Consider the following 25707-nt stretch of genomic DNA (forward strand, 5'->3'; position numbering starts at 1 on the left):
AGGTCTGCAAAGTATGCCACATCCTGTGGCAAAGCAGACATAACCCGCATCGTGCGGGTCAAGTAGGCAGCTCCTCAGCCACCACAAGCGATTTTGTTTGCGACGAGCTGTGCGCAGGAGCAGCTTTTTCACATTTGACCCCGAGGGGTAAGGCGCTGGAGCTAGATCTCCTAGAATAATTGCCCCACCTTAAACGGTGAGGCAATTTTTTAAATAATGCTAGCGTGACCGTTATAAATTGCCCCACTGATTGCATCTATTGTTAATTCTTGACCATCTGTTATTAATTTGGTGGCATTTTCTACACCAACGATGACCGGAATTCCTAAGCTTAGCCCGACAACTGCTGCATGACTAGTCAATCCGCCTTCTTCCGTGATAAGCCCCTTACATTTTTCAATACTTGGAACCATATCACGATCAGAACCAATCGTAACAATAATACTATCAGTTGTGTCCTGTCCTGCCAGCTCAGTTGCATTATTGACTACAATGGCTTTTCCATGTGCAGAGGATTTCCCAATTCCTTGCCCTTTAGCAACCTTGTCACCAATTACATGAACTTTCATCAAGTTTGTTGTACCCGCTTCACCAACTGGAACTCCTGCAGTAATTACAACTAATTCCCCATGGTTTACATATTGGTGGACAATACTTTCTTCAATTGCTGTTTCTAGTACTTCATCGGTTGAATAAGCTTTTTTCCCAACGATTGGGTAAACTCCCCATACTAGGGTTAGCTTTCTAGACGGCAAATCAGAAGACGTCACTGCGATGATTGGAACTCCTGGTCTAAACTTAGCAATCATTTTAGCCGTATGACCGCTCTCTGTAGGAGCAATTACTGCTTTTACTTTTAAGTTAATCGCAGTATGAGCGACAGCTTGTCCAATGGCATCTGTTAAATTAACGTCACGCGCTTTACTTAGCTTGGATACATGTCCACGATAATCGATTGCATTTTCTGTTCTTTTTGCGATCTTATCCATTGTTTGAACAGCTTCTACAGGATAGGTACCTGCCGCAGTTTCACCTGATAGCATAATAGCATCTGTTCCATCTAAAATGGCATTTGCAACATCACTAGCTTCCGCACGAGTTGGTCTTGGATTACGTTGCATGGAATCTAGCATTTGGGTTGCTGTAATAACTGGTTTTCCTGCTTCATTACATTTTTGAATAAGACTTTTTTGTACTAAAGGAACCTCTTCTGCTGGAATTTCTACACCAAGATCTCCCCTTGCAACCATTAAACCGTCCGAAACTTGAATAATTTCATCAATGTTATCGACACCTTCTTGGTTTTCAATTTTCGGGATGATTTGAATGTGTGAACCTTTATTATTTTCAAGCAACTCTCTAATTTCTAGTACATCTTTTGCTCGACGTACAAAAGATGCTGCGATGAAATCTACATCTTGCTCTATTCCAAATAGAATATCTTTCGCATCTTTCTCAGTAATTCCTGGCAATTGTACAGAAACTCCTGGAACATTTACACCTTTATTATTTTTTAATGTGCCAGCATTTTGAATATACGTAGAGATAATACCATCAGACATATTAATATTCGTAACGATTAATTCGATTAAACCATCATCTAATAAAATTATAGAACCTTCTTGTACATCTTCTATTAGTTTTTCATATGAAATAGAAAAACGTTCCGTATTTCCTAAAACTTCTGTCATAGAAATATCAATTGTTTGACCAGACTCAAGTTCAATTGCGTCATTTTCCATTTTATGTGTACGAATTTCCGGCCCTTTCGTATCCAATAAAATACCTACAATTTTCCCTACTTTTTTGGACACTTTTCTAATTGTTTTAATCCTTGCAGCATGTTCTTCATGGCTGCCATGTGAAAAGTTTAATCTGGCTACATTCATCCCTGCCTCGATTAATTTTTCTAACTTTTCCTCAGATTCACTTGCAGGCCCTATTGTACAAACTATTTTTGTTTTTCTCATTGTCCAAATCCTTTCTATGTAAAAGAATTATTATCTGGTCTTAAATAGATAATTCTTTCGATAATTGATACATATCCTTATCGAATACTTCGTTTCTTTCAAATGCTTCATTCATATCATAGTCTACCACTTCATGGTTCTGTATGCCAACTGCACGTCCCCCATTACCGGCCATTAAAACTTCAACAGCTTTTGCACCAAACATACTTGCAAGCACTCGGTCACGACCAGTCGGGGATCCCCCGCGCTGAATATGCCCTAGAACGGAAACACGGGTTTCAATATTTGCATGCTCCATTAGTTTAGCAGCAAATTCTGATCCACTCATAACCCCTTCAGCCACAATAATAATACTATGTTTTTTTCCACGAGAAGTTCCGCTTTTTAAACGTTCCACTACTTCTTCCATATTCATGTTTACTTCTGGAATAATAATGGTTTCTGCTCCGCCTGCTAAACCAGCCCACAAAGCTAAATCTCCTGCATCTCTCCCCATTACTTCAACAATAAAAGTTCGATCGTGAGAAGTGGCAGTATCGCGAATTTTATCGATACAATCTATTACGGTGTTAAGTGCTGTATCGAAACCAAGTGTATAATCTGTTCCTGGAATATCATTATCAATCGTGCCAGGTATTCCTACACAAGGAAACCCTTTTTTCGTTAACGTCATCGAACCACGGTAAGAACCATCACCACCGATAATAACAAGCCCTTCAATACCGTTTGCTTTTAATTGTTCGATTGCTTTTTGTTGGCCTTCCTCTGTTCGAAACTCTGGACATCTCGCGGAATAAAGCTTAGTTCCACCTCTTTGAATAATATCTCCTACCGAGCCCAAATTTAATAATTCCATATTCCCATCGATTAACCCTTGATACCCATGAAAGATTCCTACAACTTCGAGCCCCTCATAGATTGCTTTTCTTACAACAGCACGTATTGCAGCATTCATCCCTGGCGCGTCTCCACCACTCGTTAATACACCTATACGCTTCACAATGGTTCCTCCAAACTTTTATATTTAATAATTTCATCTTATCATGAATGGAGTCAAAAAAAATGCGTCACTATAGACGCATTTTTTTACTCGGTGAATTCTCCAATATGTTTGAACTTATTATAACGCTCAACGATTAATTGTTCTGCAGAAAGCTTGGAAAGCTCACGTAAAGAGTTTAGAAGAACTTCTTTCATATACGTTGCTTGTGCCTCTGAATCTCTATGAGCACCGCCATAAACCTCGCGAATAACTCCATCAATGATATTCATCTTTTTCAAATCAGGTGCAGTTATTTTCATCGCTTCCGCGGCTTGTTTAGCGAGTGATGCATCTTTCCATAAAATCGATGCTGCTCCTTCTGGAGAAATAACCGAATAAGTGGAGTTTTCTAGCATATGAATATGGTTTGCAACGCCAAGTGCAAGCGCACCACCACTTCCACCTTCTCCAATGACAACACTAATAACCGGTACTTTTAAACCAGCCATTTCCACTAAATTTCTAGCAATCGCTTCACTTTGTCCACGTTCCTCTGCTGCTTTACCTGGATAAGCCCCTTTTGTATCGATAAAACAGATAATCGGGCGATTGAATTTTTCTGCTTGTTTCATTAAACGTAGTGCTTTTCGGTACCCTTCTGGATGAGGCATACCAAAATTTCGTTTAATATTTTCTTTAGTATCAGCGCCACGTTGATGACCAATAATCGTAATAGGTTTACCATCGAATAAGGCAATTCCACCTATAATTGCTGCATCGTCTCCGTACAGACGGTCGCCATGTAGCTCGATGAAATCTGTAAATAATAATTGAATATAATCTCTTGTTGTCGGACGGCTAGGATGACGAGCAACCTGTACACGATCCCATGGCTCCATGTTTTCATAAATTTCTTTTTCTAATCTTTGTAATCTTTTTTCTAGATTTTCTATTTCTGCAGTCATATCCACTTCTGCATTTACCGTATACTCTTTTAATTCTTCTATTTTAGCTTTTAGCTGAACAACTGGTTCTTCAAAGGGCAATGTTTTTACCATGTAGAAACCTCCTTACTCATATGCATTTGGACAAGTGTTGCCACTTTTTCACGCATATCTTTTCGATGAATTACTGCATCCAATTGACCATGTTCCATTAAAAATTCTGCGGTTTGAAAATCTTCCGGAAGTTTTTCACGAACTGTTTGTTCAATTACTCGACGACCAGCAAATCCGATTAGTGCTTTTGGTTCAGCAATATTAATATCTCCTACTGAAGCAAAGCTTGCTGAAACACCGCCTGTAGTTGGATGCGTTAAAATGGAAATATATAAAAGGCCGTGATCGCTATGTCTTCTTAATGCTACGGAAGTTTTCGCCATTTGCATTAACGATAGAACACCTTCTTGCATTCTAGCTCCACCGCTTGCTGTGAAAATAATAAATGGAACTTGAAGCTCCGTTGCTTTTTCAATAGCTCTTGTAATTTTCTCGCCAACAACCGAGCCCATAGAACCCATTCTGAAATGGGAATCCATAATTGCTACAACTACTGTTTGCCCTTCTAATTGACCAACACCAGTAAGGACGGCTTCATTGATACCAGTTTTCTTTGCATCCGATTTGATTTTTTCTGTATAGCTAGGAAAGTTTAATGGATTTACTGTTTCTAAATGGTCGTCCATTGATTCAAATGTGTTTTCGTCTAAAAAGATTTCTACTCGTTCCTGTGCAGTCATTTTCATATGATGATCACAAGTAGGACAAACTTTTAAATTTTTCATCAAGTCCTTAGTGAAGACATTTTTTCTACATTCCGGACATTTCATCATAATTCCTTCTGGCACATCATTTTTCGCTTTTTCTGTTGGTATTGTTGCATATTTCTTTTTTTGGTTTTTTCTAAATATATCTCGAATCATTTTATTTCTCCCCTATTCGTTAACAATTTCCATTCATTGTAATAGGATATTGCTTGTTGCTCATTCCCAATTTTTAAATTGGTCAAAAGTAGCTTCCAGGCTTTCTTCTCTTCTACATTCATAAAACTGCGATAAGGTTCATCAGCAAACTGTTTCAATAAAAACCATATTTTCAAGGCTAGGCGGTTATTAGATATAATGATAATTTCTCGAATAATATCTTCTTGAAGTACTTCCTCTTGTAATTTATCTAAGAAAGCATCCCATATTGATTGTTTATGAAGTACATCTGACATACATATCGTACGAATTGCATCTTTTTCTAATGCTTGCATCGTAGTATGAACATCTTTTTTGGATTTAACATCCTGTAATATAAAAGTAGATAATAATTCCACTAACTGATGTTTGCGAAAATCAGAAAGAAAGGTTCCTTCTCCTCTTCTTGTTTCTATTATTCCAAGCAATTCTAAACTTCTAAGCGCTTCTCGAACAGTGGATCGACCAACCTGTAGTCGTTCTGCAAGCTCTCTTTCAGACGGTAGTTTTCCACCAACTGCAATATTTTCATCATGAATGAGTTTTCTTAGTTGCTTAACTATTTCTAAAAACATTTTCCTGGAGTTATTATTTGGAATCATTCAAGCCTCACTCTTCCATTAATTACAAAGTGGTCTGACCACTCATAGTTAATAGCATACAAAAAAATGAGAGTCTCGTAAAGAAAAAACTGTACTAGGAATGTACAGTTTATCTTGAAACTACTTTTCCTATTATTTGAGTTCGACCATTACGTCGCTCCGATTTCCCCTCCACTACAATGATTGCTAGCTCTTCCAACAAAGAATTATATTTTGCATAATCCTCTGGAAATAGCGTGACAGAAACGCTTCCTGTTTCATCCTGTATCGTGACAAAAGCCATCGATTCGCCTTTTTTCGTGCGAATTTTTTTTATTTCCTGTATCAATCCTACTATGGTAACTTTCCAATCTTTCGAAGCTTGGACGACATCCCAAATATTCGTAATTTGTTGTGCCATGTGCTTTTTCTTTGAAACTGTAGGATGCTCTGAAAAATATTGACCTAATACTTCTTTTTCAAATTGAAGTTTGACCATAAGCGGCAATTCATCCGTTCGAATATATTTTGACTTTCCAAAATGGGTCGCATTTCCTTCAAATAAATCAGTTTCCTCTGTCGGGCTAACAAGTTCCGCATATTTCACTGCTGCGTCAAGTGTTGCAAGGAGGGTAGATCGCTCTTCCTGGAAATGATCCAGTGCTCCTGCTTTGATGAGTGGCTCTATATTTTTCCTAGTAAAATGAATCGCTGATAAATCAGCAGCAAGGTCAAAGAGATCCTCCCACTTCCTTGTTCCTTTCCTTCTTTGTTGCAATAACTTTTGGATAAATGCATGTGAAACACCTTTTATCGCTTGCAAACCGAATCTTACACCATCGTTTTCCACTGTAAAAAAAGTACTGCTATTAAAAATAGAGGGCGGTAGTATAGGAATTCCTTTTTGCTTCATTTCCATTACTAGTTTATTAATCTTGTCTTGATTGCCAGTTGCTGTACTTAGTAATGCACAATAAAAAGCTTCCGGAAAATGTGCTTTTAAGAAAGCCATTTGATACGAGATGACACTGTATGCTACCGCGTGGCTTTTAGGAAAACCATAATCTGCAAAGCGAACAATTAGATCATATACAGATGAAGCAGCCTGCTCGGAATGACCTAGTAAAATTGCTTTTTGTACAAAATGCGTTCTTTCTTTTTGCAAGACTTCTCGATTTTTCTTACTTACTGCTCGACGGAGTAAATCGGCTTCTCCAAAAGTAAAGCCTGCCATTTGAGATGCGATTTGCATTATTTGCTCCTGATAGACGATTATTCCATATGTTTCTTGCAGAATCGGCTGTAAAACCGGATGTTCAAATGTCACCGGTAGTTGTCCTCGTTTTCGTTTTGCATAAAGTGGAATACTTTCCATTGGCCCTGGTCTATAAAGAGCATTTACTGCTACAATGTCTTCAAACTTTGTCGGTTGGATTTGCTTTAGAGATTGTCGCATTCCCTCAGACTCTAGTTGAAAGACACCCGTCGTATCGCCGTTTTGTAATAGCTGAAATGTACGCTTATCATCGAAAGGGATAGTAGCTAGCGAAAATGAATGATGGTTATTTTTATGGATAATCTTTAAAATTCGTTCAATAATCGTTAAGTTTCTCAGACCAAGAAAGTCCATCTTCAACAAGCCTGCCTGTTCCACTTCTTTCATCGGCCATTGTGTTAAAAATAGATCATCATGCCCCATTTGAATTGGAACTACGTCTACTAATGGAACCGGTGATAGTACAACCCCCGCAGCGTGCGTAGAGGCGTTTCTAGGTAGTCCTTCCAATGCTAGTGCAACTTGAAACCACTTTTTTCGTATTTCTTCTGTTTCGATAAACTCACGTAATTTTTGTGATTGTGCATAAGCTTCTTTCAAAGTTATGCCATTTTTGTTTGGGATAAAAGAAGAAATAGCTTCTAATGTTGACGATTCAAAGCCAAAGATTCTCGCAACCTCTCTCGCCACTGACTTCGCGGATAATGTACCAAACGTAATAATTTGTGATACATAGTTTTTACCATATTTTTCGGCAACATATCGAATAACTTCCATTCTTCTTGAATCCGCAAAGTCAATATCAATATCCGGCATTGTAATTCGTTCGGGATTTAAAAATCGTTCGAATAAAAGACCATATACGAGAGGATCCACATCTGTTATAAAAAGAGAATAGGCGACAAGTGAACTTGCGGAAGATCCTCGACCCGGACCGGTTAAAATGCCCACTCTTTTGGCAAATTTTATAAAATCCTGCACGATTAAAAAATAGTCTTCGTAATTCATCTCATTAATAATATGAAGTTCATAATGAAGCCGTTCTTTATAATTTTGTGTCACTTCGCCTAAACGAAGGTTTAAACCTTCTTCACAAAGTGCTCGCAAATAATCTTTTGCACTTTGCTGATCAGGTAAGGGAAATTTCGGCATAATAGGCGATTGTTTATCGAAATTTACACAACATCTTTCTAGCATAGCTTGCGTATTTCCAAGCCATTCAGGTACATCGGAGAACCATTCCGCCCACTCTTTTTCTGTCAAAACATGATAGGTATCTTCCGGAGGTTTTAATCGATTTCGATCGGACATTTTTAAAGATTGATCCATTGCGTTCAATACTTCATAGGCAAACGCATCTTCTTTTTGTAAATAGCGGCTCTTATGATAAACAGTAATATTAGCGGAGGATTGCTTCGATGCTTTGATTATTTCATCTTCGAAATCTTGCTTTATCCCATTTATTCGTTCTATTCCAATAAATAAATCATTATCTCTAAATAAATCTTTTAACTCCTTTAATGCCTCTTCAGAAAATTGTTTATCTCCTCGATAAACTGCAATGATCCCATCCTTATAAGCTGCAAGCCATTTTTTAGGTAGTTCTGTTAATTCCCTTGTTTCTAAACCACTTGAAATTTTCAGTAGATTTTCATAACCTTTAATATTTTCCGCATATAGAACAAGTGGGACACATTTATCGTCTAATTGGACATGAATCGACAGTCCAATCACTGGATGAATTTGTTGGTTTTTCATTGCATGCCAAAAAGGCATTATGCCATACAAAGTACTATTTGTAATGGCGACTGCCTTTGCGTGATTACTTTTTAACTTTTCTATAAGTGGCTCCAATTGAATTGTACTTTTCAGCATATCCGCTGATGTTACAATTTGTGGATATACTGTTTCCATATAACACACCTCAATTTACAGCTTTTTTAAATCTTCAATTACCAAATCTGCTTCTTCCCAAGTTTGTACAGAAGCTCCGGCAGCAAGTGGATGACCCCCACCACCATATTTTTTCGCCACTGTGTTAATGACGGGACCTTTAGATCGCAAGCGAACACGAATGGTATCTGTATCTTCTATAAAAAATACCCAGCATTTCATCCCTTTGACATCGGCTAACACACTAACTAATAAGGAAGCCTCCGAATCGGATACATTGTATTCCTTTAATAATTCCCGCGTTAGTTTCATATGCCCAACACCGTTGTCATCCATTTCAAAATTTGCATATATATATCCTTTTAACTGAAGCAGGTTGCTTTCTACTTCATACATTCCATTAAATAGTTCCGTGCGATCAAATCCATAAGAAATTAATTGGCCTGCGAATCTCATCGTTTGCTCTGTTGTACTGTGGAACATAAATCGACCAGTATCCCCAACAATCCCTGCATATAGAAGTCTTGCAACTGTCGCATTCATCTTCCAGTTTTTATAGTCTTTTGCTTCTGTGAAAAGCTCACAGATCAGTTCACTTACAGAGCTTGCATTTGTATCGACCCAAAGTAAATCACCGTACGCATCATCATTTGGATGATGGTCGATTTTTATCAGATAGCTACCTAGCTTATAACGCTCGTCATCAATTCTTTCCGTATTCGCTGTATCTGTAACAATGATTAATGCATCTTGAAAATCCTCATCCAACACAGTGTCAGGACGAGCGAGAAAATCTAATGTATGTTCATGTTTTCCCGTTGCTAACACTTTTTTGTTCGGATAGTTTAAAGATATTAACTCTTTCAGACCAATTTGAGACCCGTAAGCATCCGGATCAGGTCTCACATGTCTGTGAATTATTATTTTGTCATAGCGTTCGATTGTGTCGATGATTTGTCTTTTCATGTCATTTCTCCTCAGTTAGTCAGGTTTACCATTCGCATTTTTTGAAATTTACTATTACAATAATAGAAGGATATGATGGAAGTTTCACTTTATTGGAGGTTCATAATGATTCTTAATGGAATATTGATATGTGCAATAGTTATCTCATTTGTTTGGTATTTCTATTTTAAAACAAAACAGTTACGAACAAATTTACCGATTCGAAAAAAATGGTTTGCTGCAAGGGCAGCTGTATGCCTTGGTTCGTTCATGTTTTTCTTCGGTCTTAACTTTTTAGTAATTTACCAATCCTCTGTTACGTATGCTGTTACTGGTTTGTTTGTTTTACTTGGTGGTTATTTTATGTATCATAATTATAAAGCAAGTAAGCATTACGGACAGTTTGTTCAAGAGGAACTCACGTTAAATCAATAAGTATTAGAATGATGCAGCTTTAACAGCTGCATCATTTTTTTATCCCGCATTAACGGGCAGTAAGACCCCCACTGATTGAAGTTTCACTTTATCTCTCCAATAACTGATACGTCACCATTGCTTTTCCTACTAATTGTTTTTCGTTGAAAACTTCTAGGTCCATTTTTGCCACTTTTCTACTCATTTCTAAAACGCGAGCATGTACTCGAAGTATACTCTCCAACTGGATGGGCTTCGTATAATAAATCGTCATATTCTCGACAACACTTTCTCCACGTTTTCTAATTTTCAACGTTTGAGAGCCTGTCTCCGTTACTAGTATTGTAAATGCACCGTAAGACATAGCACCAAAATGATCGGTCATTTGAGGGGTTACTTCAAATTCAAAGATAAACTCCTCTGAAGAAATTGCTTTTATTTGCTGTTTCACAATATCATCAATAGTTTCTCCGTTTTGAGGTTGCCTAGACGCTGCTTGCAAAGCTTTTAATACGTCCTGTCTGCTAATAACCCCTTCTAGATTATTGTTATCTCCTACAACTGGCAACAAATCGATTCCTTCCCAAATCATCCGGTGGCTTGCCGAAGCTACACTCGTTTTCATCGTAATAGATATGGGTGTTCTCGTCATAACTTTTTCAATAAGTTCATGATTTTCTTTTCCGATTACATCTCTAGCTGTGACAATTCCTACTAATTTATTGGCTTTATCCACCACTGGAAATCCACCATGGGTTGTTTCATCATTCAATTCGCGGTATTGCTTTACATGATCGCTTGTACGTAGAAACGATGTTTTTTCTAAAGGAATATAAATATCCTCAATAAGCAGTACATCTTTTTTAATCAATTGGTCGTCAATTGCACGATTAATCATCGTTGCAACCGTAAATGAGTCATAACTTGTTGAGATAACTGGCAATTCGAATTCATCAGCTAGTTTCTTTGTAGGCTCTGGAACATCAAAGCCACCTGTTACAAGTATTGCCGCTCCTGCCTGTAGTGCGGTTTCATGAACTTTTAAGCGATTCCCTACGATGAGTAAATTACCAGGCTCTACATATCGCATCATATCTTCTAATTGCATGGCACCTATTACAAATTTGTTCAACGTTTTATAAAGACCCGTTTTACCACCTAAGACTTGTCCATCTACAATATTTACAACTTCTGCGAAAGTTAGCCGTTCAAAATGCTCTTTTTTCTTTAACTCTATTCGTATAGTTCCTACTCGTTCAATCGTACTAACTAGCCTTCTAGTTTCCGCTTCTTTTATGGCACGATAGGCAGTTCCTTCACTAACTACTAAGTCTTTTGCAATTTGCCTAACCGATATTTTATCTCCAACTGGCAGTTTTTCTATATACGCTAATATTTGTTCGTGTTTTGTTGTCATGTAGTCACATCCAAACGCTTGTTATACGTTTATTGTACCACATTTTCCTTTTTTTCTAATCACGTGACAGTTGTACGCTGTCTCCTGCATTTAAAACTTGAACATCGGCTGATTTTACTAATTCCTTGAAATTATTTGGATCTTGTTTGATTGGTGGGAAAGTATTGTAATGAATTGGTACGACTATTTCAGGTTTTAATAATTCTACAGCATAGGCAGCATCCTCTGGCCCCATCGTGAAATTATCTCCAATAGGTAAGAAAGCAACTTTAATATTATTTCTATCACCGATTAACTTCATATCGCCAAACAAAGAGGTATCCCCTGCATGATAGATTGTCTCTCCCTCTACTGTAAGTAGTATTCCAGCAGGCATTCCAGTATAAACGGATTGACCATCTTCCTTCGTATATGAGGAGCTATGGAATGCTTGGGTAAATTTTACTGTACCAAATTCAAATTCTCTTGAACCACCTATCCCCATTGCATGCACTTTAACATCTTGAGATTCTATAAACTCTGCAAGCTCAAACGGCGCAATTACCAACGCATTGCTTCTTTTGGCAATCTCAACAGTATCCCCTACATGATCATTATGTCCATGTGTCAATAAGATAATATCAGCCGCTACTTCCGAAGCCTTTAAATCAGTTTGTCCATTTCCATTTATAAAAGGATCAATTAATATTGTATGTGTATTTGTTTGAATTTTTACTACTGAATGTCCGTGATAACTGATATTCATGTTGTCATCTCTCCTTAAAAATTATTATACTTCTTACAGTATTGATTCTACGTAGATGCGATAATTCCTTTATTCTGCTATCCTTAATTTATAAATTTAAAAGAGGTGTCAGTATGAATCAAGTCAAAAAAATCCAAAACTTTTTACAAACAAACAATATGGAAGCAGCTTTCATCACCACTCCTGATAATGTATTTTACTTTACTGGTTTCCGCAGTAATCCACATGAACGCTTACTTGGTGTCGCAATTTTTAAAGATGCAGAGCCTTTTATCATTTGTCCGCAAATGGAAATCCCAGATGCAAAAGCTTCCGGTTGGAAAGGTCAGATTGTTGGACATCAAGATACAGATAACGCATGGGATATTGTTGTTCAAACAATGAAAGAAAAAGCAGGGGATATTACAACGCTTGCAGTTGAAAAAGCCCATTTAACTGTCGAAAGATTAGAAGCTTTAATAGAAAGACTTCCCAATCTACAAGTTTCTAGAATTGATGAGAAAATAAACGATCTTCGTGTAATCAAATCCGAAGAGGAATTAGTAAATATGCGCAAAGCTGCGGAACTTGCAGATTTTGCAATTGAAGTCGGATGCAAAGAAATTGCAGAAGGTAAAACGGAGTTAGAAATATTAAACGCAATCGAACTAGCTGTAAAAGAAAAAGGCGCTGCTCAAATGTCTTTCGATACAATGGTATTAAGTGGACCAAAAACTGCTTCTCCACATGGTACACCTGGAGAGCGTAAAATCCAAAAAGGCGACTTTATCTTATTAGATCTTGGGGTAGTTTATAATGGCTATTGCTCAGACATTACACGCACAGTTGCATTTGGTGAACCAACAGCTGATAAACGAGAAATTTATGAAACAGTTCTACGAGCAGAAGAAGCTGCTGTTCAAGCCGTAAAACCAGGAATTACTGCGATGGAGCTGGATAAAATAGCACGTGATGTTATTACAGACGCAGGCTATGGGGAGTACTTTACCCATCGTTTAGGACATGGGCTTGGAATTTCTGTACATGAATTCCCATCTATTACAGGTGTCAATGAGATGAAATTAGAAACTGGTATGGTATTTACGATTGAACCTGGTATTTACCACCCAGAAATCACAGGCGTTCGCATTGAAGATGACGTGGTTGTAACAGCAGACGGCGTGGAAGTTTTAACAAAGTTTCCGAAAGATTTACAAATAATTTCTTGATGAAAAAGCACTCTTCAATGGGTGCTTTTTACTTTCCCAATAGATATCCTATAAATGCAAATACTAGTCCTCCACTGTAAGTAACAACAAAATATATTAACCACTTGCGAGGATACTTTTGAAGGATGAATAGCTCTTTGTGAAGTGTAGAAAAAGTGGTAAAAGCTCCAAGAAAGCCAGTTCCAATAAGTAAAGTATAAATATCCTTTAATCCTACACTCAAAATGAACCCAAGAAGAAAAGAGCCAAGCAGATTAACTGTAAGTGTTCCAATAGGTAAACGATCTGATTCCGCTTTGTTCAACTTCTGAGAGATATAATATCTAGTAATTGCACCTAAAAAACCTCCAGCTCCTACAGCAAGCATGTAATAGACACTCATTCGACCACCTCTTTTTTCCATCCTAAATTACTCATAAAAATACCACCGAGTATACTTACAATAATGTACATAAAAGCAAGCAATACTTTCCCTTGTTCAAATAATCGAATAGTTTCTACACTTAGAGCTGAAAAAGTAGTAAAGGCACCTATAAAACCTGTACCAATCACCGTCTTTAACTGACTAGAAAAAGAAAATTTTCTAGAACTTAAATATGCTAAAGCATAACAACCAACTAGATTCACGAGTAATGTTGCAAAAGGAAAGGATGAATTTGAATAAAAGAAGATTCCTACTAAATAACGTGAAATGGCACCTAAAGCTCCAGCTAATCCAATATAAAAATAAATCAATTGCATCCACTCCATCTTGCTACAAAATTAGAAATCACCCAAATCTTTAAACAGAGTTGGGTGATATGATGTCCTACTATTAATTCAAAAGAGTTGCTACATCTACATAAGGTAATCCTTGTGCTTCAGCAACTGCTTTAAATGTTACATGACCTGCTAATGTGTTAATACCTTTTTGTAATGCAAGGTTATCCAAGCAAGCTTGTTTATAGCCTTTATTTGCTATTTGAAGCGCATAAGGTACTGTTGCATTGATCAAAGCCATTGTAGATGTTCTAGGAACTGCTCCTGGCATATTCGCAACAGCGTAATGTACTACACCATGCTTTTCATATGTTGGATTATCATGTGTTGTAATACGGTCAGAAGTTTCGAAAATACCACCTTGGTCAATAGCAATATCGATCACAACTGAACCTGGAGACATAGATTTAATCATTTCCTCTGAAACAAGCTTCGGTGCTTTTGCCCCCGGAATAAGAACAGCTCCAATGACTAAATCAGCCTCTCTTACTGCTTCTCCGATATTATATGGATTAGAGATTAAAGTTTGAACATGACTGCCAAATAAATCTTCTAATTGACGAAGACGATTTGGATCTAAGTCAATAATCGTCACTTGTGCACCCATACCTACTGCCACTTTTGCTGCATTAGTTCCCGCAATACCACCGCCTACAATAGCTACCTTCGCTCTAGGAACTCCTGGCACCCCACCAAGCAATATTCCTTTACCGCCGTTAATTTGCTCTAAATATTGTGCACCAATCTGAGTTGCCATACGTCCTGCTACTTCGCTCATTGGTGACAGTAATGGTAGAGTATTATTAGGAAGCTGAACCGTTTCGTATGCTATAGCGTTTACTTTCTTTTCCAGAAGTACTCTTGTCAAATCATCTTCTGGCGCTAAATGTAAATAAGTGAAAAGAATAGATTCTTCTCGTATAAGGTCAAATTCCGCATGTGTAGGTTCTTTTACTTTCATAACCATTTCTTGATTCCATGCCTCTTGTGCTGTTTGAACGATGGTTGCCCCAGCGTCTATATAATCCTGATCGGTGAAACTTGAACCTAAGCCTGCTCCTGTTTCAATATATACTTCATGATTATAATGCGTTAAACTTACTACCCCAGCCGGCGTCATTGCCACACGGTTTTCATTGTTTTTCGTTTCTTTCGGAATTCCAATACGCATTTCTATATCCCCCTATGTAATCCGATATTGTTGAATAAATGATTCGCCAAGCATAATAAATCACTTTCGACAATTCCATTCTATCACTTCTATATTCATAATGCTTCAATAATTTAATTATATAAGGACCATTTTATATTAATTAAATTATACCACTAAAATTTCATACTAAACGCTCTAAAACCTCATTTTGCGCTTGTTCATTTTTGGTACGCTTAGACGGAATAATTAATACATCATTCTCAAGCAATAAGTGCCATGGAATAAGGTAGAACTCGTTAAGTTCAAACACTTTAACTTTGTAAAATTAAATAATGAAAATAAGCAGGAATATGTCAATATATATCGAAATATATATATACAAAGAATAAGGAGGTTTTTATTATGTCATTAAAATATAAACAAATTCTAGTTGCTGTAGACGGTTCAAAAGAAGCGGAATACGCATTTAAAAAGTCAGTTTCTATCGCAGCGAGAAACAGTGCGACATTAAATCTCGTTAATATTATCGATACAAGATCGTTTGCTGCCATCGAAGCTTATGACCGTTCTATAGCTGAGCGAGCACAATCGTTCGCAGAAGAATTGTTAGAAGGTTATAAAATAGAGGCACAAGCAGGCGGAGTTCAACATGTAAATGTCATCGTCGAATATGGTTCTCCTAAAACGATGATTTCTAAAGACCTTGCAAAAAAAGTAGTAGCAGATTTAATCATTTGTGGTGCTACTGGTCTTAATGCTATGGAAAGATTTTTAATCGGAAGTGTTTCGGAGTACATTGTACGCTCTGCAACTTGTGACGTACTAGTTGTTCGTACGGAAGAAATTCCAGACTAAGAAAAGCGTGTTCAAAAAAACTAGAAATTAGCTAGAGGGTAGCCCTGCATTAGGGCTACCCTCTTATTTTGCGTTTTCTTCTTGCCAAATGTCCACTTTTTGGAAAAATAATTCCATCGCTTCTTTATTGGTCATATTCGGAACTTTTGCAAGCAACACTTCCCGTGGAGCTTTCAATTCATCGCTTTTCTTTTGCAAAATCAGCAAGCTTTTCTCTTGCCCTTTCGTTTTAAAAATCGAAGTTGGGAATTGAATGACCGCTTGAATCCATCCGTTTTCCTTAATAAACTTATGAAGCTGTGGCGCTTGTTTAGTTTCAAAGATAGTGTTTGGCACTAAAAAGTACAAATATCCACCAGGTTTAACATGCTTCATCGATTGTTCGATGAATAAATGATGTGCATAAGACATTTCCTCTGTACTATGCAAAAAATAGTCCTGGGCAGTTTCGGCATCTGGATAATATCCAACGGGTAAATCACTTACAACTATATCGACGGGATCAATTAACAACGGTTTTAATGCATCTTGACGGAATAGCTGAATATCATGAGTAAGCAATTCTCCAGTTTGAGCTGCCAGTTGGATTAATAGCTCATCAATTTCTACACCATAAGCATGATTTTCAAAAGGTAATGCATTCATTACAGTGTATAGTAAATTTCCCGTTCCAAACGCGGGATCCAAAATTGACAATTCTTTCTTGTCTTTTGCTACTACTTGGACAAAATAACTTACTAACAGTCCAATAGCATCTGGTGTCATTTGGTGATTCACTTGGGAACTTGCTTTCATTCCTTTTAAAATCGCCAATTGAATCGCTTTTCGAATTTGTTCTTTTGTTGGATTAGTTATTACAGGTACTTTTTTCTGTTCTAACCACAATTCTAATGCATATACTACTCCTTCTAAATAAGTAGCTGATTGTTGTTCTTCTATAAATGTGCTTTCTTGATCGATAAACGTAAAAATTTGTTCTACATTTGTATGCATATATACATCCCTCAAATAAAACCCACTAAACTAGAATTAGCAGGGAGCTTAAGCTCCCTGCTAATTCTTTGTCCAAGACAAAATTGATGGAATAAGTGGGTTTGTTTTTTATTATTTTGTTGCTTCTTTTACTGCTTCTAATGCTTTATCATAGTCTGGATGATTTGTTCCTTCGCTAACATATTCCGCATAAGTAACAACATCATTTTTGTCCACTACGAATACAGAACGAGCTAGCAAACGTAATTCCTTCATACCAACTCCAAACGCTTCAGCGAATGAAAAATCACGGTGATCGGAAAGTGTTTGAATAGCGTCCGCAGCGTTTGCTCCGCACCAACGTGCTTGTGCAAATGGTAAGTCCGCAGAGATTGTTAAAATCACCACATCATCACCTAAACTAGCAGCAGCTTGATTGAATTTGTTCGTTTGCGTTGAACAAACACCTGTATCTAACGATGGGACTACACTGATTAAACGTACTTTACCTGCAGAATCTTGTAGCGTTACTGGTGATAAATCATTTGCTAACACCGTATAGTTTGGTGCTTTCTCTCCAACTACTACTTCTTGACCAACTAAAGTTACTGGATTGTTTTTAAATGTTACTTGAGCCATAATTATGTAGCCTCCTTTTTCATTATCTTCATCTTACTAGAATACATTCTGTTCTTGCAACTCTTTTGCAACAGAAGTATGTTCCTGTACCAGTTTTTCTTTTTTATCATAAACTGCTTCATGTACGACTAGCGTATCTGCGATAAAATCATGAATTGCTTGTTTTTTTGGAGTAAACGCGACCGCTATATATGGTAGATTCAAAGGAATCGTAGAGATAAGCCTTCCTATCCATTCTCTAAAGATTACCGTACTCCATGCAAGTTTAGCTCCATTTTTTGAAATAACTCGGATACCAAATATCATTTTCCCAACTGTTTGACAACAAAATTTAGTCATCAGCACAAAATACGCATAAAAAAGAAATGCTGTAATAAGGCTAAAAGGCGCATACCAAACTGGATCATTAAGTTCCAAGGAGAAAAGTCGGAACACGGGCTTGATGATCAACATACCAACAGAAGATAATATGAGGATATCTACCGTATAAGCCCAAAATCGAATCCAAAAACCGGCAGCTTTATGTTCATATTGTTCCGTTCGATTTACGACCGCTTGCTCGAACACTGGTGCCTTTTCTTGCACATTTTGTTCATCTGGCTGTATAATCTCACTCATTTAGACCCCTCCTTAATTATTTCCGTATAAGTACATCATTTTAGGTGCACTATTATCTGCGATTAACTTACCAATTAGCTTCGTCTCTATGTCCACCCCTAATAACGATTGTGCTTTCATCGCAAATAATGAACCAAAGCTCTGCGAGTATCCATATTCAAACACTTCCGCGTTTTCTAAATCGTAATCTGTTTTAATCGCAGCAACAGCATCATCTAAAAATCCAATTTCGTCAGCAAGCCCTGCTTCAATAGCTTGGCGACCATTTACGATACGACCATCTGCTACTTTTTTCACTTCGGCTTCTGTCATATTTCGACCTTGTTCGATAATGTCTACAAAATCTTCGTAGGAATCATTTAGCATCTCTTGCAGCATATTTCTTTCTGGTTCCGTCATTTCTCTCGTAGGACTCATAATATCCTTATATGGACCTGATTTAATCGTTACAAACTCAACACCGTATTCTTCGGCTAATTTTCCGTAGTTAATACTTTGCATAATGACCCCGATAGAACCTGTCATCGTTTCTTTGTTTACAAAAATTTTATCAGCTGGTGCTGAAATATAATATCCACCCGATGCTGCCATGCTACCCATAGACACATAAATTGGTTTTTCTGTTTCCTCTTGTATTTCCCTAATCTCGCGGTAGATTTCTGCTGATTCAACTACTCCTCCACCTGGAGAATTAACTTGGAGCACAATTGCTTTTACCGTATCGTCCGTTTTTACTTGTTCTAATTGCTGTAAAAACACAGAATGATTATATCCTTCTGTTGCAAAAAGGGAAGTAGCACTCCCAGTATCTTGTATAACCCCATCAACCGTTAATAGTGCGATACGTTCGTTCATACTACCTTCTTCTAATACCGTCTCGAAAAACTCGGAACTCGAAACAGCAGCAAATTCATCTAACATAGCAGTCCAGTCCTTTGAAAATATACTAGACATCGTATTGACGAATAGGGAAATGACTAATAATACGGCTGCACCCAAAATAGCAAGCCAACGTTTCATATTCATTTTATATTCTCCTCCTTTTGTTCTCTCTTTACTTACGTTAAAAAAATTCAAATGTTTCATAAATCGTTAAAATAAATTGAAATTCAATCAGTGGGGGTTTTCCGACGCACAGGACGTGCTGGTGCGGACGTTGCGACATGGACGTCGCGCTTTTAATCCGCTTTCCCCCACTGATTGTTAGTTGTGACCCACACGATGTGGGTCACACAGACGTTGCAAACGCTCTTTTATTTTGCGACGAGCTTCGCGCAGGAGCAACACGATATTGCGTACTTAGTCTGGGATCATTATATCGGGCGCATGCCAGCAGTTGATCTCCCACTTATCTTTTCGCTTTTCTCAAATCTTGAAGTGGGAGTCTTACTGCCAGTTAATGCGGAATAAATACTATTTACGTTTCCGTACTTCCATAATTTTCGATACAGTGAACAATATAAGCGCGCACCAAATAAACGAAAAGGATAGAAATTCGATTTTACTAAACTGCTCTTTATAGATGATGACACCGATTAAAAGCATAAGCGTTGGTGCTATGTATTGTATAAATCCAGACATGTACAATGGAATATTCTTTGTTCCTTTAGCAAACAAGACAAGTGGAACAGCAGTGGCAACGCCTGTCAACAAAAGCAATATCACTGTCAGAATATCCGTTGAAAAAAATACCGCTTTCCCGGTCACGACTATGTATGCAAAATAAATGAGTGCTACTGGTAGGACAAAGAAAGTTTCAATCGTTAATCCTCTTAGGGCATCCACTTTTAATGTCTTTTTAATCAATCCATAAAAGGCAAATGTTATCGCCAATGAAAAAGAGATCCATGGTACTTGTCCATAAGAAATGGATAATATGAGTACACCAATAGCTGCTATTACTACTGCTAATACTTGAGCTCTTGATAACTTTTCTTTTAGAAAGACAATCCCAAGTACCACAGAAAGCAGAGGATTTATGTAATAACCTAAGCTTGTTTGAACTATGTATCCCGCATTAACTGCATAGATAAATATAAACCAATTTCCTGTTACTAAATAAGAAGCTAGCACTAAACTCCAGAAAGCTTTTCTATCCTTCCATAATTCTTGTATATCGTTTACAAGTTGTTTATAATTGCGACCAATTACAACTAGTAGCAATGTGAATACGAATGACCAAATAACACGTCCTGCTAAAATTTCATCACTGGACACATGGCTAAGCATTTTCCAAAAAATCGGCATGAATCCCCATAAAACATAAGCGGTTGCGACTATTATGATTCCTTGTTTTTCTTCTTTTTGCACTTCCCCATCTCCTTATTTTTTCCACAAAAAAACAATAGATTCATTATATTGCTTTAATCAGTTAAAGTAAACACCAAAACTCTGTCGGAGATATACAGTCTAAATTTGCGACAGGCTAGGTACTAGCTTGCACAGAGTCTAGACGTGGAAAAGCACGAAGAACATTTGTCCTTCGTGCTTCTTTTCCACCATTTATCTATAATTGTTCTCGTTGCCTTAACTCGACTCTTCTAATTTTCCCAGAAGTTGTTTTTGGCAATTCTTTCACAAACTCAATTTCTCTTGGATACTTATATGGAGCAGTAATTGTTTTCACATGATCTTGAAGCTCCTTCACTAATTCAGGCGAACCTTCCTTCGAAGGATCTAGTAAAACAACAAAAGCTTTTACAATCGTCCCACGAACTTCATGTGGACTACCAACGACAGCACATTCTTGCACAGCAGGATGTTTTGTTAAAGCATCCTCTACCTCAAAAGGCCCAATTGTGTAGCCGGAACTGATAATAATGTCGTCACTTCTGCCCTCAAACCAAAAATAGCCATCCTCATCTTTTTTCGCTTGATCACCAGTTATATAATAATTTCCTCTGAATTGCATCGCAGTACGTTCGGGATCTTTTAAATATTCTTTAAAAAGAGCTGGAGTTTCAATATGCACTGCAATATCGCCCACTTCACCAGGTGCACAAATTTCCCCAAGATCATTAACAATCTCTACTGTATTTCCTGGAGTTGGTTTCCCCATAGAACCAGGTCTAGCTTTCATTCCTTTCATTGTTCCAACGAGTAATGTGTTTTCGGTTTGGCCGTACCCATCTCGCACTTCTAAATTAAAATTGCGCTCAAAAGTTTCAATTACTTCTCTATTTAATGGTTCTCCTGCAGAAACTGCACTATGAAGCGAAGAAAGATCATAGTCGGTTAAGCCGTCTACTTTCGCCATAATTCTATATTCCGTTGGTGTACAACAAAGCACATTTACTTTTTTCTCTTGAATATTTTTTAAATATGTTTTCGGCTCAAATTTACCATTGTAGACGTAACCAATTGCACCACTTCCTAGAACCGCAAGAAACGGGCTCCAAATCCACTTCTGCCATCCAGGACTTGCTGTTGCCCAAACGATATCTCCTTCTTGTATACTTAGCCAATTTGGTCCAGATGTTCGTAGATGAGCATATGCCCATGCATGCGTATGAACGACCCCTTTTGGATTTCCAGTTGTCCCACTTGTGTATGATATGAATGCCATATCATCTTTAGATGTTTCGATTGTTGGGAACACATCATCTTCGCTAACTATTTCCTCTGTTAAAGACTTCCAATTATCTTGGCCCTTTCCAATTACAAATAATAATTTATCGTCTAAGTTCGATACTTCATTAAACTGGCTTAAAAATGGTTCATATGCAATAATCGCTTTTGCACCACTATGAACTAGCCTATATTCTATATCCTTTGCTCGCAGCATTTCTGAACTTGGAATAACAACTAACCCAGCTTTTAAAGCTGCTACGTACACTTCATACGCTTCTATTAATCGAGGTACCATTACAAGTACGATATCCCCTTTTTTAAGGCCGCTTCGAGTAAATGCGTTTGCAATTTTATTCGCTTGCTGGATTAATTGTTTATATGTACTCTTTTTCGTTTCTCCGTTTTCGGACTCCCAAATAAGCGCTAATTTTTCTTCATTTATACTATATTTTTCAAACTCACTTACTAAGTTATATTGTGTTGGTGCGATTAGGTCTTGTTTATTCAATACTATTCCTCCTTTACATCATACTATTGATTATAAAGGAATTAGTTAGATTGTTAAATATAAAAATAATTTTCTGAATATGTAATTGTGACGGTTTGAGTATACTACGACTTAGTTATCGGCGTCTCACTCCAAGTAAACTTGTTATTTTAAGAATTGGTTGCTTTTAGACTGCTACTGGTTGCTCTCAGACTAGAATTGGTCGCTTTCGACAGCTGTTTGGTCGCCCTTAGCCATTTATTGGATTTATACAGTACAAAAACTGTTTATGATTTTGTTTTTAACAAGTCGATACTGAATAAGTAAGAAATATCTATTGATTTTCGCTCCAGACGGCGACTCCTGTGGGATGAGTGGCTAATGAGACATCCCAACGTACGCCTAAGCGGCGGGGATGGCTCATCGCTCACCCCACGGAAAGCGCCCGGCTGGAGTGAAAATCACGGTGGACACCTTACCGCGCAGTTTACCTAAACTGTTCATTTCACACAACAAAAAACCGGCAGCCGAAGCTACCGGTTTATCTGTTTTATTATTTATTAAAACCGTTCATTTGTGATTGAGCTTGACGCACTAATCGCTTTGTAATTTCTCCGCCTACGGATCCGTTGGCACGCGATGATGCATCAGCTCCTAATTGTACTCCAAACTCTTGAGCAATTTCATATTTCATTTGATCAATCGCTTGTTTTACACCAGGAACTAAAAGTTGATTTGAGTTACCACTGTTGTTGTTTGCCATGTCTCTCACCTCCTTGTGAAATTAGAATGGTCGTTTTTTCGAATTTCATGCACGGAGTATGAGAGGTATATTTTGTTAATTTTTAAAGCAGGTTTTCAAAATCATTTTTCTTTTTGGTTGGAAACGAGAGAACTTCTCTATTTTCTACTGCCTCTTTTATTAATTCATCGTAATTCTTAAAGCTCTCGTAGTATTCTACTTTCTCCAACTTAGGCTTTGTTTTAGGGCAAGAAGGAGTGAATATCGTACAACAGTCTTCATATGGCAAGATAGAAGTCTCATAAGTCCCTATTTCCCGGGCAATATCTATAATATCTAACTTGTCCATCGAAATGAGCGGTCTAAAAATCGGTGTGGATGTGACTGCATTAATAGCAGTCAAGCTTTCGAGCGTTTGGCTCGCAACTTGACCAAGGCTTTCACCAGTTACAATTCCTAATGCGCCGATTTCTTCTCGTACAATATCTGCAATTTTTAACATCATTCTTCTTGTCGTTGTCATAGATACATTTTCTGGAATTTGAGCCGCAATACTTTGTTGAATTTCCGTAAAAGGAATGACATGAAGTCGTACGGTTGCTCCAAAATGACTTAATTGGTTTGCTAGATCCATTACTTTTTCTTTTGAACGCTCGCTTGTAAACGGAGGACTATGAAAATGAATGGCATCTAATCTAACCCCACGTTTTAAAAGCATATATCCCGCTACTGGGCTGTCAATTCCACCGGATAGCATTAAAAGCGAGCGGCCATTTGAACCAAGTGGCATACCGCCAGCACCAGGAATTACTTGCGCCATCATATATACAGCATCCGCTAGCACTTCGATTCGTAAATCGATTTCTGGTTTTTTTAATTGTACTTGCAAAGATGGGAATTGTCTTAATACATGACTTGCTACTGTCTTTTGCAATTCATACGTATCAAGTGGGAACCTTTTATCAGAACGTTTCACTGTTACACGGAATGTTTTATTTTCATTATCTAAGCTTTCCATTATTTGAAGAGCAGTTGCTTGAATATCTTCTACATCCTGCGAACAAGAAGCAACAGGGCTAAATGACTGAATACCGAATATTTTGGGTAGTCGTTTTATTAGTGCTTCGATTTCATTGTCATCTGTTGAAGTTAAGAACATCCTATCTCTTTCTGCATGTACTTTAATATTTGGTAAGTCTACAAAAGAAAACTTTATGTTGTTTCGAAGATGTGATATAAACTGTTTTCTATTTCTTCCTTTTGTTGATAACTCACCATATCTTACTAATATTTTTTCCCATTTCATAAAAACTAATCTCCTTTAATAACATTCATTACATTTGTAAATACTTTTTTAAACTGATCGATTTCCTCTTTGGTATTGAGCGGGCTAAAGCTTAAACGAATAACTCCTTTTATATACTCATCCTGTAAATGCATTGCTTTTAGTACATGGCTTGTTTTTGTATGTCTGGATGAGCAAGCACTACTTGTTGAAACTATAACATTTTTTTGCTGCAAAGCATTAATCAAAACTTCTCCTTTTATTTTTCGGACAGAAAAAGAAACAATATGCGGTGCTCTATTGGAAGGCGAGATTATTTTAATCGCAGGAAACGACACTAAAAAATGAATAAGTTCATCCGTCATTTTTTTTAACTTACTTGCATTTGCTTGCAGGTGATCCTGTGCAAGCCTAATAGCTTTCGCAGTGCAAACCGCTAAAGGGACAGGTGTTGTTCCACTACGAATACCATATTCTTGACCGCCTCCTAAAAGCATCGGCTCCACTTCAATAAATGTTTTTAATGCTAGAAGCCCCGAACCTTTTAAACCATGAATTTTGTGGGAAGAAATGGTGATAGCATCCACATCCATTTCCGCAAAATCTACAGGCAACTTTCCAAAGCTTTGCACCGCATCCATGTGGATTAGCGCTCGACTATTACCTCTTATATAAGCGATCAGTTCCTGAATTGGTTGAATCACTCCTGTTTCATTGTTCACATGCATGACACTTACTAAAACTGTATCGTCACGTAAAAGTTTTTTTAGAGCATCTATTATTATTACACCTTCCGAATTTACCGGAATCCACTCAACTTCAAAGCCATTTTTCATTAGTTGTTTTGCTGCTTCAAGCACAGAAGGATGTTCAATTGCTGAAACAAGTACATGTCTTCCTCGGTTTTTATATTTATTTGCTAAACCAAAAATCGCTAAATTATTGGATTCCGTTCCACCAGAGGTAAAATAAATCTTGTCGGCAGAAGTATGTAAAATTTCCGCTACTTGTTTTCTAGCTGTTTGTAATAATTCGTTTGTTTGATGACCAAATTCATGGATAGAGGCTGGATTTGCCCAAAACTTCTCGTTCACTGCCACAAATGTTTTCATCACTTCGGGATGCACTTTTGTTGTAGCACTGTTATCAAAATAAATCATTATAACTCCAACTCCTTTTCGGAAAAAAACCACCATCACTTTTCTAGTGAGGTGGTTCACGTTTGTATACAAAGCC

The 25707-nt window shown here is 37.4% G+C and carries 24 protein-coding genes; 3 read left to right on the forward strand and 21 right to left on the reverse strand.

What is annotated here, in order from left to right; translation table 11 throughout:
* Positions 1-209 precede the first annotated feature (209 nt).
* The 7 genes from pyk to FG382_RS10135 form a co-directional block, all read right to left on the reverse strand.
* On the reverse strand, positions 210-1970 hold the full coding sequence (gene pyk / locus FG382_RS10105; RefSeq protein ID WP_142538782.1) for a pyruvate kinase: 1761 nt from the start codon (positions 1968-1970) through the stop codon (positions 210-212).
* A 40-nt stretch (positions 1971-2010) separates the two neighbouring features.
* Complete coding sequence (gene pfkA / locus FG382_RS10110; protein WP_142538783.1) at positions 2011-2970, reverse strand: 6-phosphofructokinase; 960 nt, start codon at positions 2968-2970, stop codon at positions 2011-2013.
* 86 nt (positions 2971-3056) lie between these two features.
* On the reverse strand, positions 3057-4010 hold the full coding sequence (gene accA / locus FG382_RS10115) for an acetyl-CoA carboxylase carboxyl transferase subunit alpha (RefSeq protein WP_142538784.1): 954 nt from the start codon (positions 4008-4010) through the stop codon (positions 3057-3059).
* Positions 4004-4873: an acetyl-CoA carboxylase, carboxyltransferase subunit beta gene (gene accD, locus FG382_RS10120; protein ID WP_142538785.1), complete on the reverse strand. Its 870-nt coding sequence runs from the start codon at positions 4871-4873 to the stop codon at positions 4004-4006. The genes accA and accD overlap by 7 nt, the downstream gene beginning before the upstream one ends.
* Entirely contained in the window at positions 4870-5514 is a 645-nt protein-coding gene (locus FG382_RS10125; protein WP_188713335.1) for a FadR/GntR family transcriptional regulator, read from the reverse strand. Before FG382_RS10125 ends, accD begins: the two co-directional genes overlap by 4 nt.
* Positions 5515-5623: 109 nt before the next feature.
* Positions 5624-8683, reverse strand: a complete 3060-nt coding sequence (dnaE, locus tag FG382_RS10130; RefSeq protein WP_142538786.1) for a DNA polymerase III subunit alpha — start codon at positions 8681-8683, stop codon at positions 5624-5626.
* Positions 8684-8698: 15 nt separating this feature from the next.
* The gene (locus tag FG382_RS10135) at positions 8699-9628 is read right to left on the reverse strand and encodes a DHH family phosphoesterase (RefSeq protein ID WP_142538787.1); all 930 of its coding nucleotides are present in this window, start codon (positions 9626-9628) and stop codon (positions 8699-8701) included.
* Between the two features lie 105 nt (positions 9629-9733).
* Between FG382_RS10135 and FG382_RS10140 the strand changes: the two genes are divergently transcribed.
* The gene (locus tag FG382_RS10140) at positions 9734-10042 is read left to right on the forward strand and encodes a YtpI family protein (protein ID WP_142538788.1); all 309 of its coding nucleotides are present in this window, start codon (positions 9734-9736) and stop codon (positions 10040-10042) included.
* Between the two features lie 88 nt (positions 10043-10130).
* On the opposite strand, the gene FG382_RS10145 is transcribed toward FG382_RS10140, so the two are convergent.
* The gene (locus tag FG382_RS10145) at positions 10131-11438 is read right to left on the reverse strand and encodes a DRTGG domain-containing protein (RefSeq protein WP_142538789.1); all 1308 of its coding nucleotides are present in this window, start codon (positions 11436-11438) and stop codon (positions 10131-10133) included.
* Between the two features lie 55 nt (positions 11439-11493).
* Positions 11494-12183, reverse strand: a complete 690-nt coding sequence (locus tag FG382_RS10150; RefSeq protein WP_142538790.1) for a metal-dependent hydrolase — start codon at positions 12181-12183, stop codon at positions 11494-11496.
* Between the two features lie 113 nt (positions 12184-12296).
* Here FG382_RS10150 and FG382_RS10155 point away from each other — a divergent pair, with 113 nt between their 5' ends.
* Positions 12297-13391, forward strand: a complete 1095-nt coding sequence (locus tag FG382_RS10155) for a M24 family metallopeptidase (protein ID WP_142538791.1) — start codon at positions 12297-12299, stop codon at positions 13389-13391.
* A 28-nt stretch (positions 13392-13419) separates the two neighbouring features.
* Here FG382_RS10155 and crcB (FG382_RS10160) read toward each other — a convergent pair whose 3' ends face one another.
* The 3 genes from crcB (FG382_RS10160) to ald all read right to left on the reverse strand — a co-directional run bounded on the left by crcB (FG382_RS10160) (position 13420) and on the right by ald (position 15321).
* The gene (gene crcB / locus FG382_RS10160) at positions 13420-13773 is read right to left on the reverse strand and encodes a fluoride efflux transporter CrcB (RefSeq protein ID WP_142538792.1); all 354 of its coding nucleotides are present in this window, start codon (positions 13771-13773) and stop codon (positions 13420-13422) included.
* Positions 13770-14132 carry a fluoride efflux transporter CrcB gene (crcB, locus tag FG382_RS10165; RefSeq protein ID WP_229677401.1) on the reverse strand — a complete coding sequence of 121 codons (363 nt, stop codon included), beginning with the start codon at positions 14130-14132 and terminating at the stop codon, positions 13770-13772. The genes crcB (FG382_RS10160) and crcB (FG382_RS10165) overlap by 4 nt, the downstream gene beginning before the upstream one ends.
* Positions 14133-14205: 73 nt before the next feature.
* A complete protein-coding gene (gene ald / locus FG382_RS10170; protein WP_142538794.1) occupies positions 14206-15321 on the reverse strand; it encodes an alanine dehydrogenase in 1116 nt (371 codons plus the stop codon).
* A gap of 384 nt (positions 15322-15705) precedes the next feature.
* On the opposite strand from ald, the gene FG382_RS10175 reads away from it, so the two are divergent.
* Positions 15706-16158 (forward strand): universal stress protein, encoded by a 453-nt coding sequence (locus FG382_RS10175; protein WP_142538795.1) that lies wholly within the window; start codon positions 15706-15708, stop codon positions 16156-16158.
* A 63-nt stretch (positions 16159-16221) separates the two neighbouring features.
* Here the strand turns inward: FG382_RS10175 and FG382_RS10180 are convergent, their stop codons facing one another.
* The 9 genes from FG382_RS10180 to FG382_RS10225 form a co-directional block, all read right to left on the reverse strand.
* Positions 16222-17151, reverse strand: a complete 930-nt coding sequence (locus tag FG382_RS10180) for a class I SAM-dependent methyltransferase (RefSeq protein WP_142538796.1) — start codon at positions 17149-17151, stop codon at positions 16222-16224.
* A gap of 111 nt (positions 17152-17262) precedes the next feature.
* Positions 17263-17769, reverse strand: a complete 507-nt coding sequence (tpx, locus tag FG382_RS10185) for a thiol peroxidase (RefSeq protein WP_142538797.1) — start codon at positions 17767-17769, stop codon at positions 17263-17265.
* Positions 17770-17805: 36 nt separating this feature from the next.
* A complete protein-coding gene (locus FG382_RS10190; protein ID WP_142538798.1) occupies positions 17806-18387 on the reverse strand; it encodes an RDD family protein in 582 nt (193 codons plus the stop codon).
* Between the two features lie 12 nt (positions 18388-18399).
* Complete coding sequence (sppA, locus tag FG382_RS10195) at positions 18400-19413, reverse strand: signal peptide peptidase SppA (protein WP_142538799.1); 1014 nt, start codon at positions 19411-19413, stop codon at positions 18400-18402.
* A gap of 387 nt (positions 19414-19800) precedes the next feature.
* Entirely contained in the window at positions 19801-20697 is an 897-nt protein-coding gene (gene rarD, locus FG382_RS10205) for an EamA family transporter RarD (protein ID WP_142538800.1), read from the reverse strand.
* Between the two features lie 196 nt (positions 20698-20893).
* Complete coding sequence (gene mbcS, locus FG382_RS10210; protein WP_142538801.1) at positions 20894-22465, reverse strand: acyl-CoA synthetase MbcS; 1572 nt, start codon at positions 22463-22465, stop codon at positions 20894-20896.
* Positions 22466-22997: 532 nt separating this feature from the next.
* Positions 22998-23207 carry an alpha/beta-type small acid-soluble spore protein gene (locus FG382_RS10215; protein WP_142538802.1) on the reverse strand — a complete coding sequence of 70 codons (210 nt, stop codon included), beginning with the start codon at positions 23205-23207 and terminating at the stop codon, positions 22998-23000.
* Between the two features lie 82 nt (positions 23208-23289).
* Positions 23290-24492: a tRNA uracil 4-sulfurtransferase ThiI gene (thiI, locus tag FG382_RS10220; RefSeq protein WP_142538803.1), complete on the reverse strand. Its 1203-nt coding sequence runs from the start codon at positions 24490-24492 to the stop codon at positions 23290-23292.
* A gap of 5 nt (positions 24493-24497) precedes the next feature.
* Positions 24498-25631 (reverse strand): cysteine desulfurase family protein, encoded by a 1134-nt coding sequence (locus FG382_RS10225; RefSeq protein WP_142538804.1) that lies wholly within the window; start codon positions 25629-25631, stop codon positions 24498-24500.
* Positions 25632-25707: the final 76 nt, after the last annotated feature.

The organism is Psychrobacillus lasiicapitis (genome assembly GCF_006861795.1).
GTDB lineage: Bacteria > Bacillota > Bacilli > Bacillales_A > Planococcaceae > Psychrobacillus > Psychrobacillus lasiicapitis.

Excerpts from the sequence above, each read along its gene's own strand:
- pyk (WP_142538782.1), bottom strand. The coding sequence starts at position 1,970 with ATGAGAAAAACAAAAATAGTTTGTACAATAGGGCCTGCAAGTGAATCT.
- accA (WP_142538784.1), bottom strand. The coding sequence starts at position 4,010 with ATGGTAAAAACATTGCCCTTTGAAGAACCAGTTGTTCAGCTAAAAGCT.
- accD (WP_142538785.1), bottom strand. The coding sequence starts at position 4,873 with ATGATTCGAGATATATTTAGAAAAAACCAAAAAAAGAAATATGCAACA.
- FG382_RS10125 (WP_188713335.1), bottom strand. The coding sequence starts at position 5,514 with ATGATTCCAAATAATAACTCCAGGAAAATGTTTTTAGAAATAGTTAAG.
- dnaE (WP_142538786.1), bottom strand. The coding sequence starts at position 8,683 with ATGGAAACAGTATATCCACAAATTGTAACATCAGCGGATATGCTGAAA.
- FG382_RS10135 (WP_142538787.1), bottom strand. The coding sequence starts at position 9,628 with ATGAAAAGACAAATCATCGACACAATCGAACGCTATGACAAAATAATA.
- FG382_RS10140 (WP_142538788.1), top strand. The coding sequence starts at position 9,734 with ATGATTCTTAATGGAATATTGATATGTGCAATAGTTATCTCATTTGTT.
- FG382_RS10145 (WP_142538789.1), bottom strand. The coding sequence starts at position 11,438 with ATGACAACAAAACACGAACAAATATTAGCGTATATAGAAAAACTGCCA.
- FG382_RS10150 (WP_142538790.1), bottom strand. The coding sequence starts at position 12,183 with ATGAATATCAGTTATCACGGACATTCAGTAGTAAAAATTCAAACAAAT.
- FG382_RS10155 (WP_142538791.1), top strand. The coding sequence starts at position 12,297 with ATGAATCAAGTCAAAAAAATCCAAAACTTTTTACAAACAAACAATATG.
- crcB (WP_142538792.1), bottom strand. The coding sequence starts at position 13,773 with ATGAGTGTCTATTACATGCTTGCTGTAGGAGCTGGAGGTTTTTTAGGT.
- crcB (WP_229677401.1), bottom strand. The coding sequence starts at position 14,132 with ATGCAATTGATTTATTTTTATATTGGATTAGCTGGAGCTTTAGGTGCC.
- ald (WP_142538794.1), bottom strand. The coding sequence starts at position 15,321 with ATGCGTATTGGAATTCCGAAAGAAACGAAAAACAATGAAAACCGTGTG.
- FG382_RS10175 (WP_142538795.1), top strand. The coding sequence starts at position 15,706 with ATGTCATTAAAATATAAACAAATTCTAGTTGCTGTAGACGGTTCAAAA.
- FG382_RS10180 (WP_142538796.1), bottom strand. The coding sequence starts at position 17,151 with ATGCATACAAATGTAGAACAAATTTTTACGTTTATCGATCAAGAAAGC.
- tpx (WP_142538797.1), bottom strand. The coding sequence starts at position 17,769 with ATGGCTCAAGTAACATTTAAAAACAATCCAGTAACTTTAGTTGGTCAA.
- FG382_RS10190 (WP_142538798.1), bottom strand. The coding sequence starts at position 18,387 with ATGAGTGAGATTATACAGCCAGATGAACAAAATGTGCAAGAAAAGGCA.
- sppA (WP_142538799.1), bottom strand. The coding sequence starts at position 19,413 with ATGAATATGAAACGTTGGCTTGCTATTTTGGGTGCAGCCGTATTATTA.
- FG382_RS10215 (WP_142538802.1), bottom strand. The coding sequence starts at position 23,207 with ATGGCAAACAACAACAGTGGTAACTCAAATCAACTTTTAGTTCCTGGT.
- thiI (WP_142538803.1), bottom strand. The coding sequence starts at position 24,492 with ATGAAATGGGAAAAAATATTAGTAAGATATGGTGAGTTATCAACAAAA.
- FG382_RS10225 (WP_142538804.1), bottom strand. The coding sequence starts at position 25,631 with ATGATTTATTTTGATAACAGTGCTACAACAAAAGTGCATCCCGAAGTG.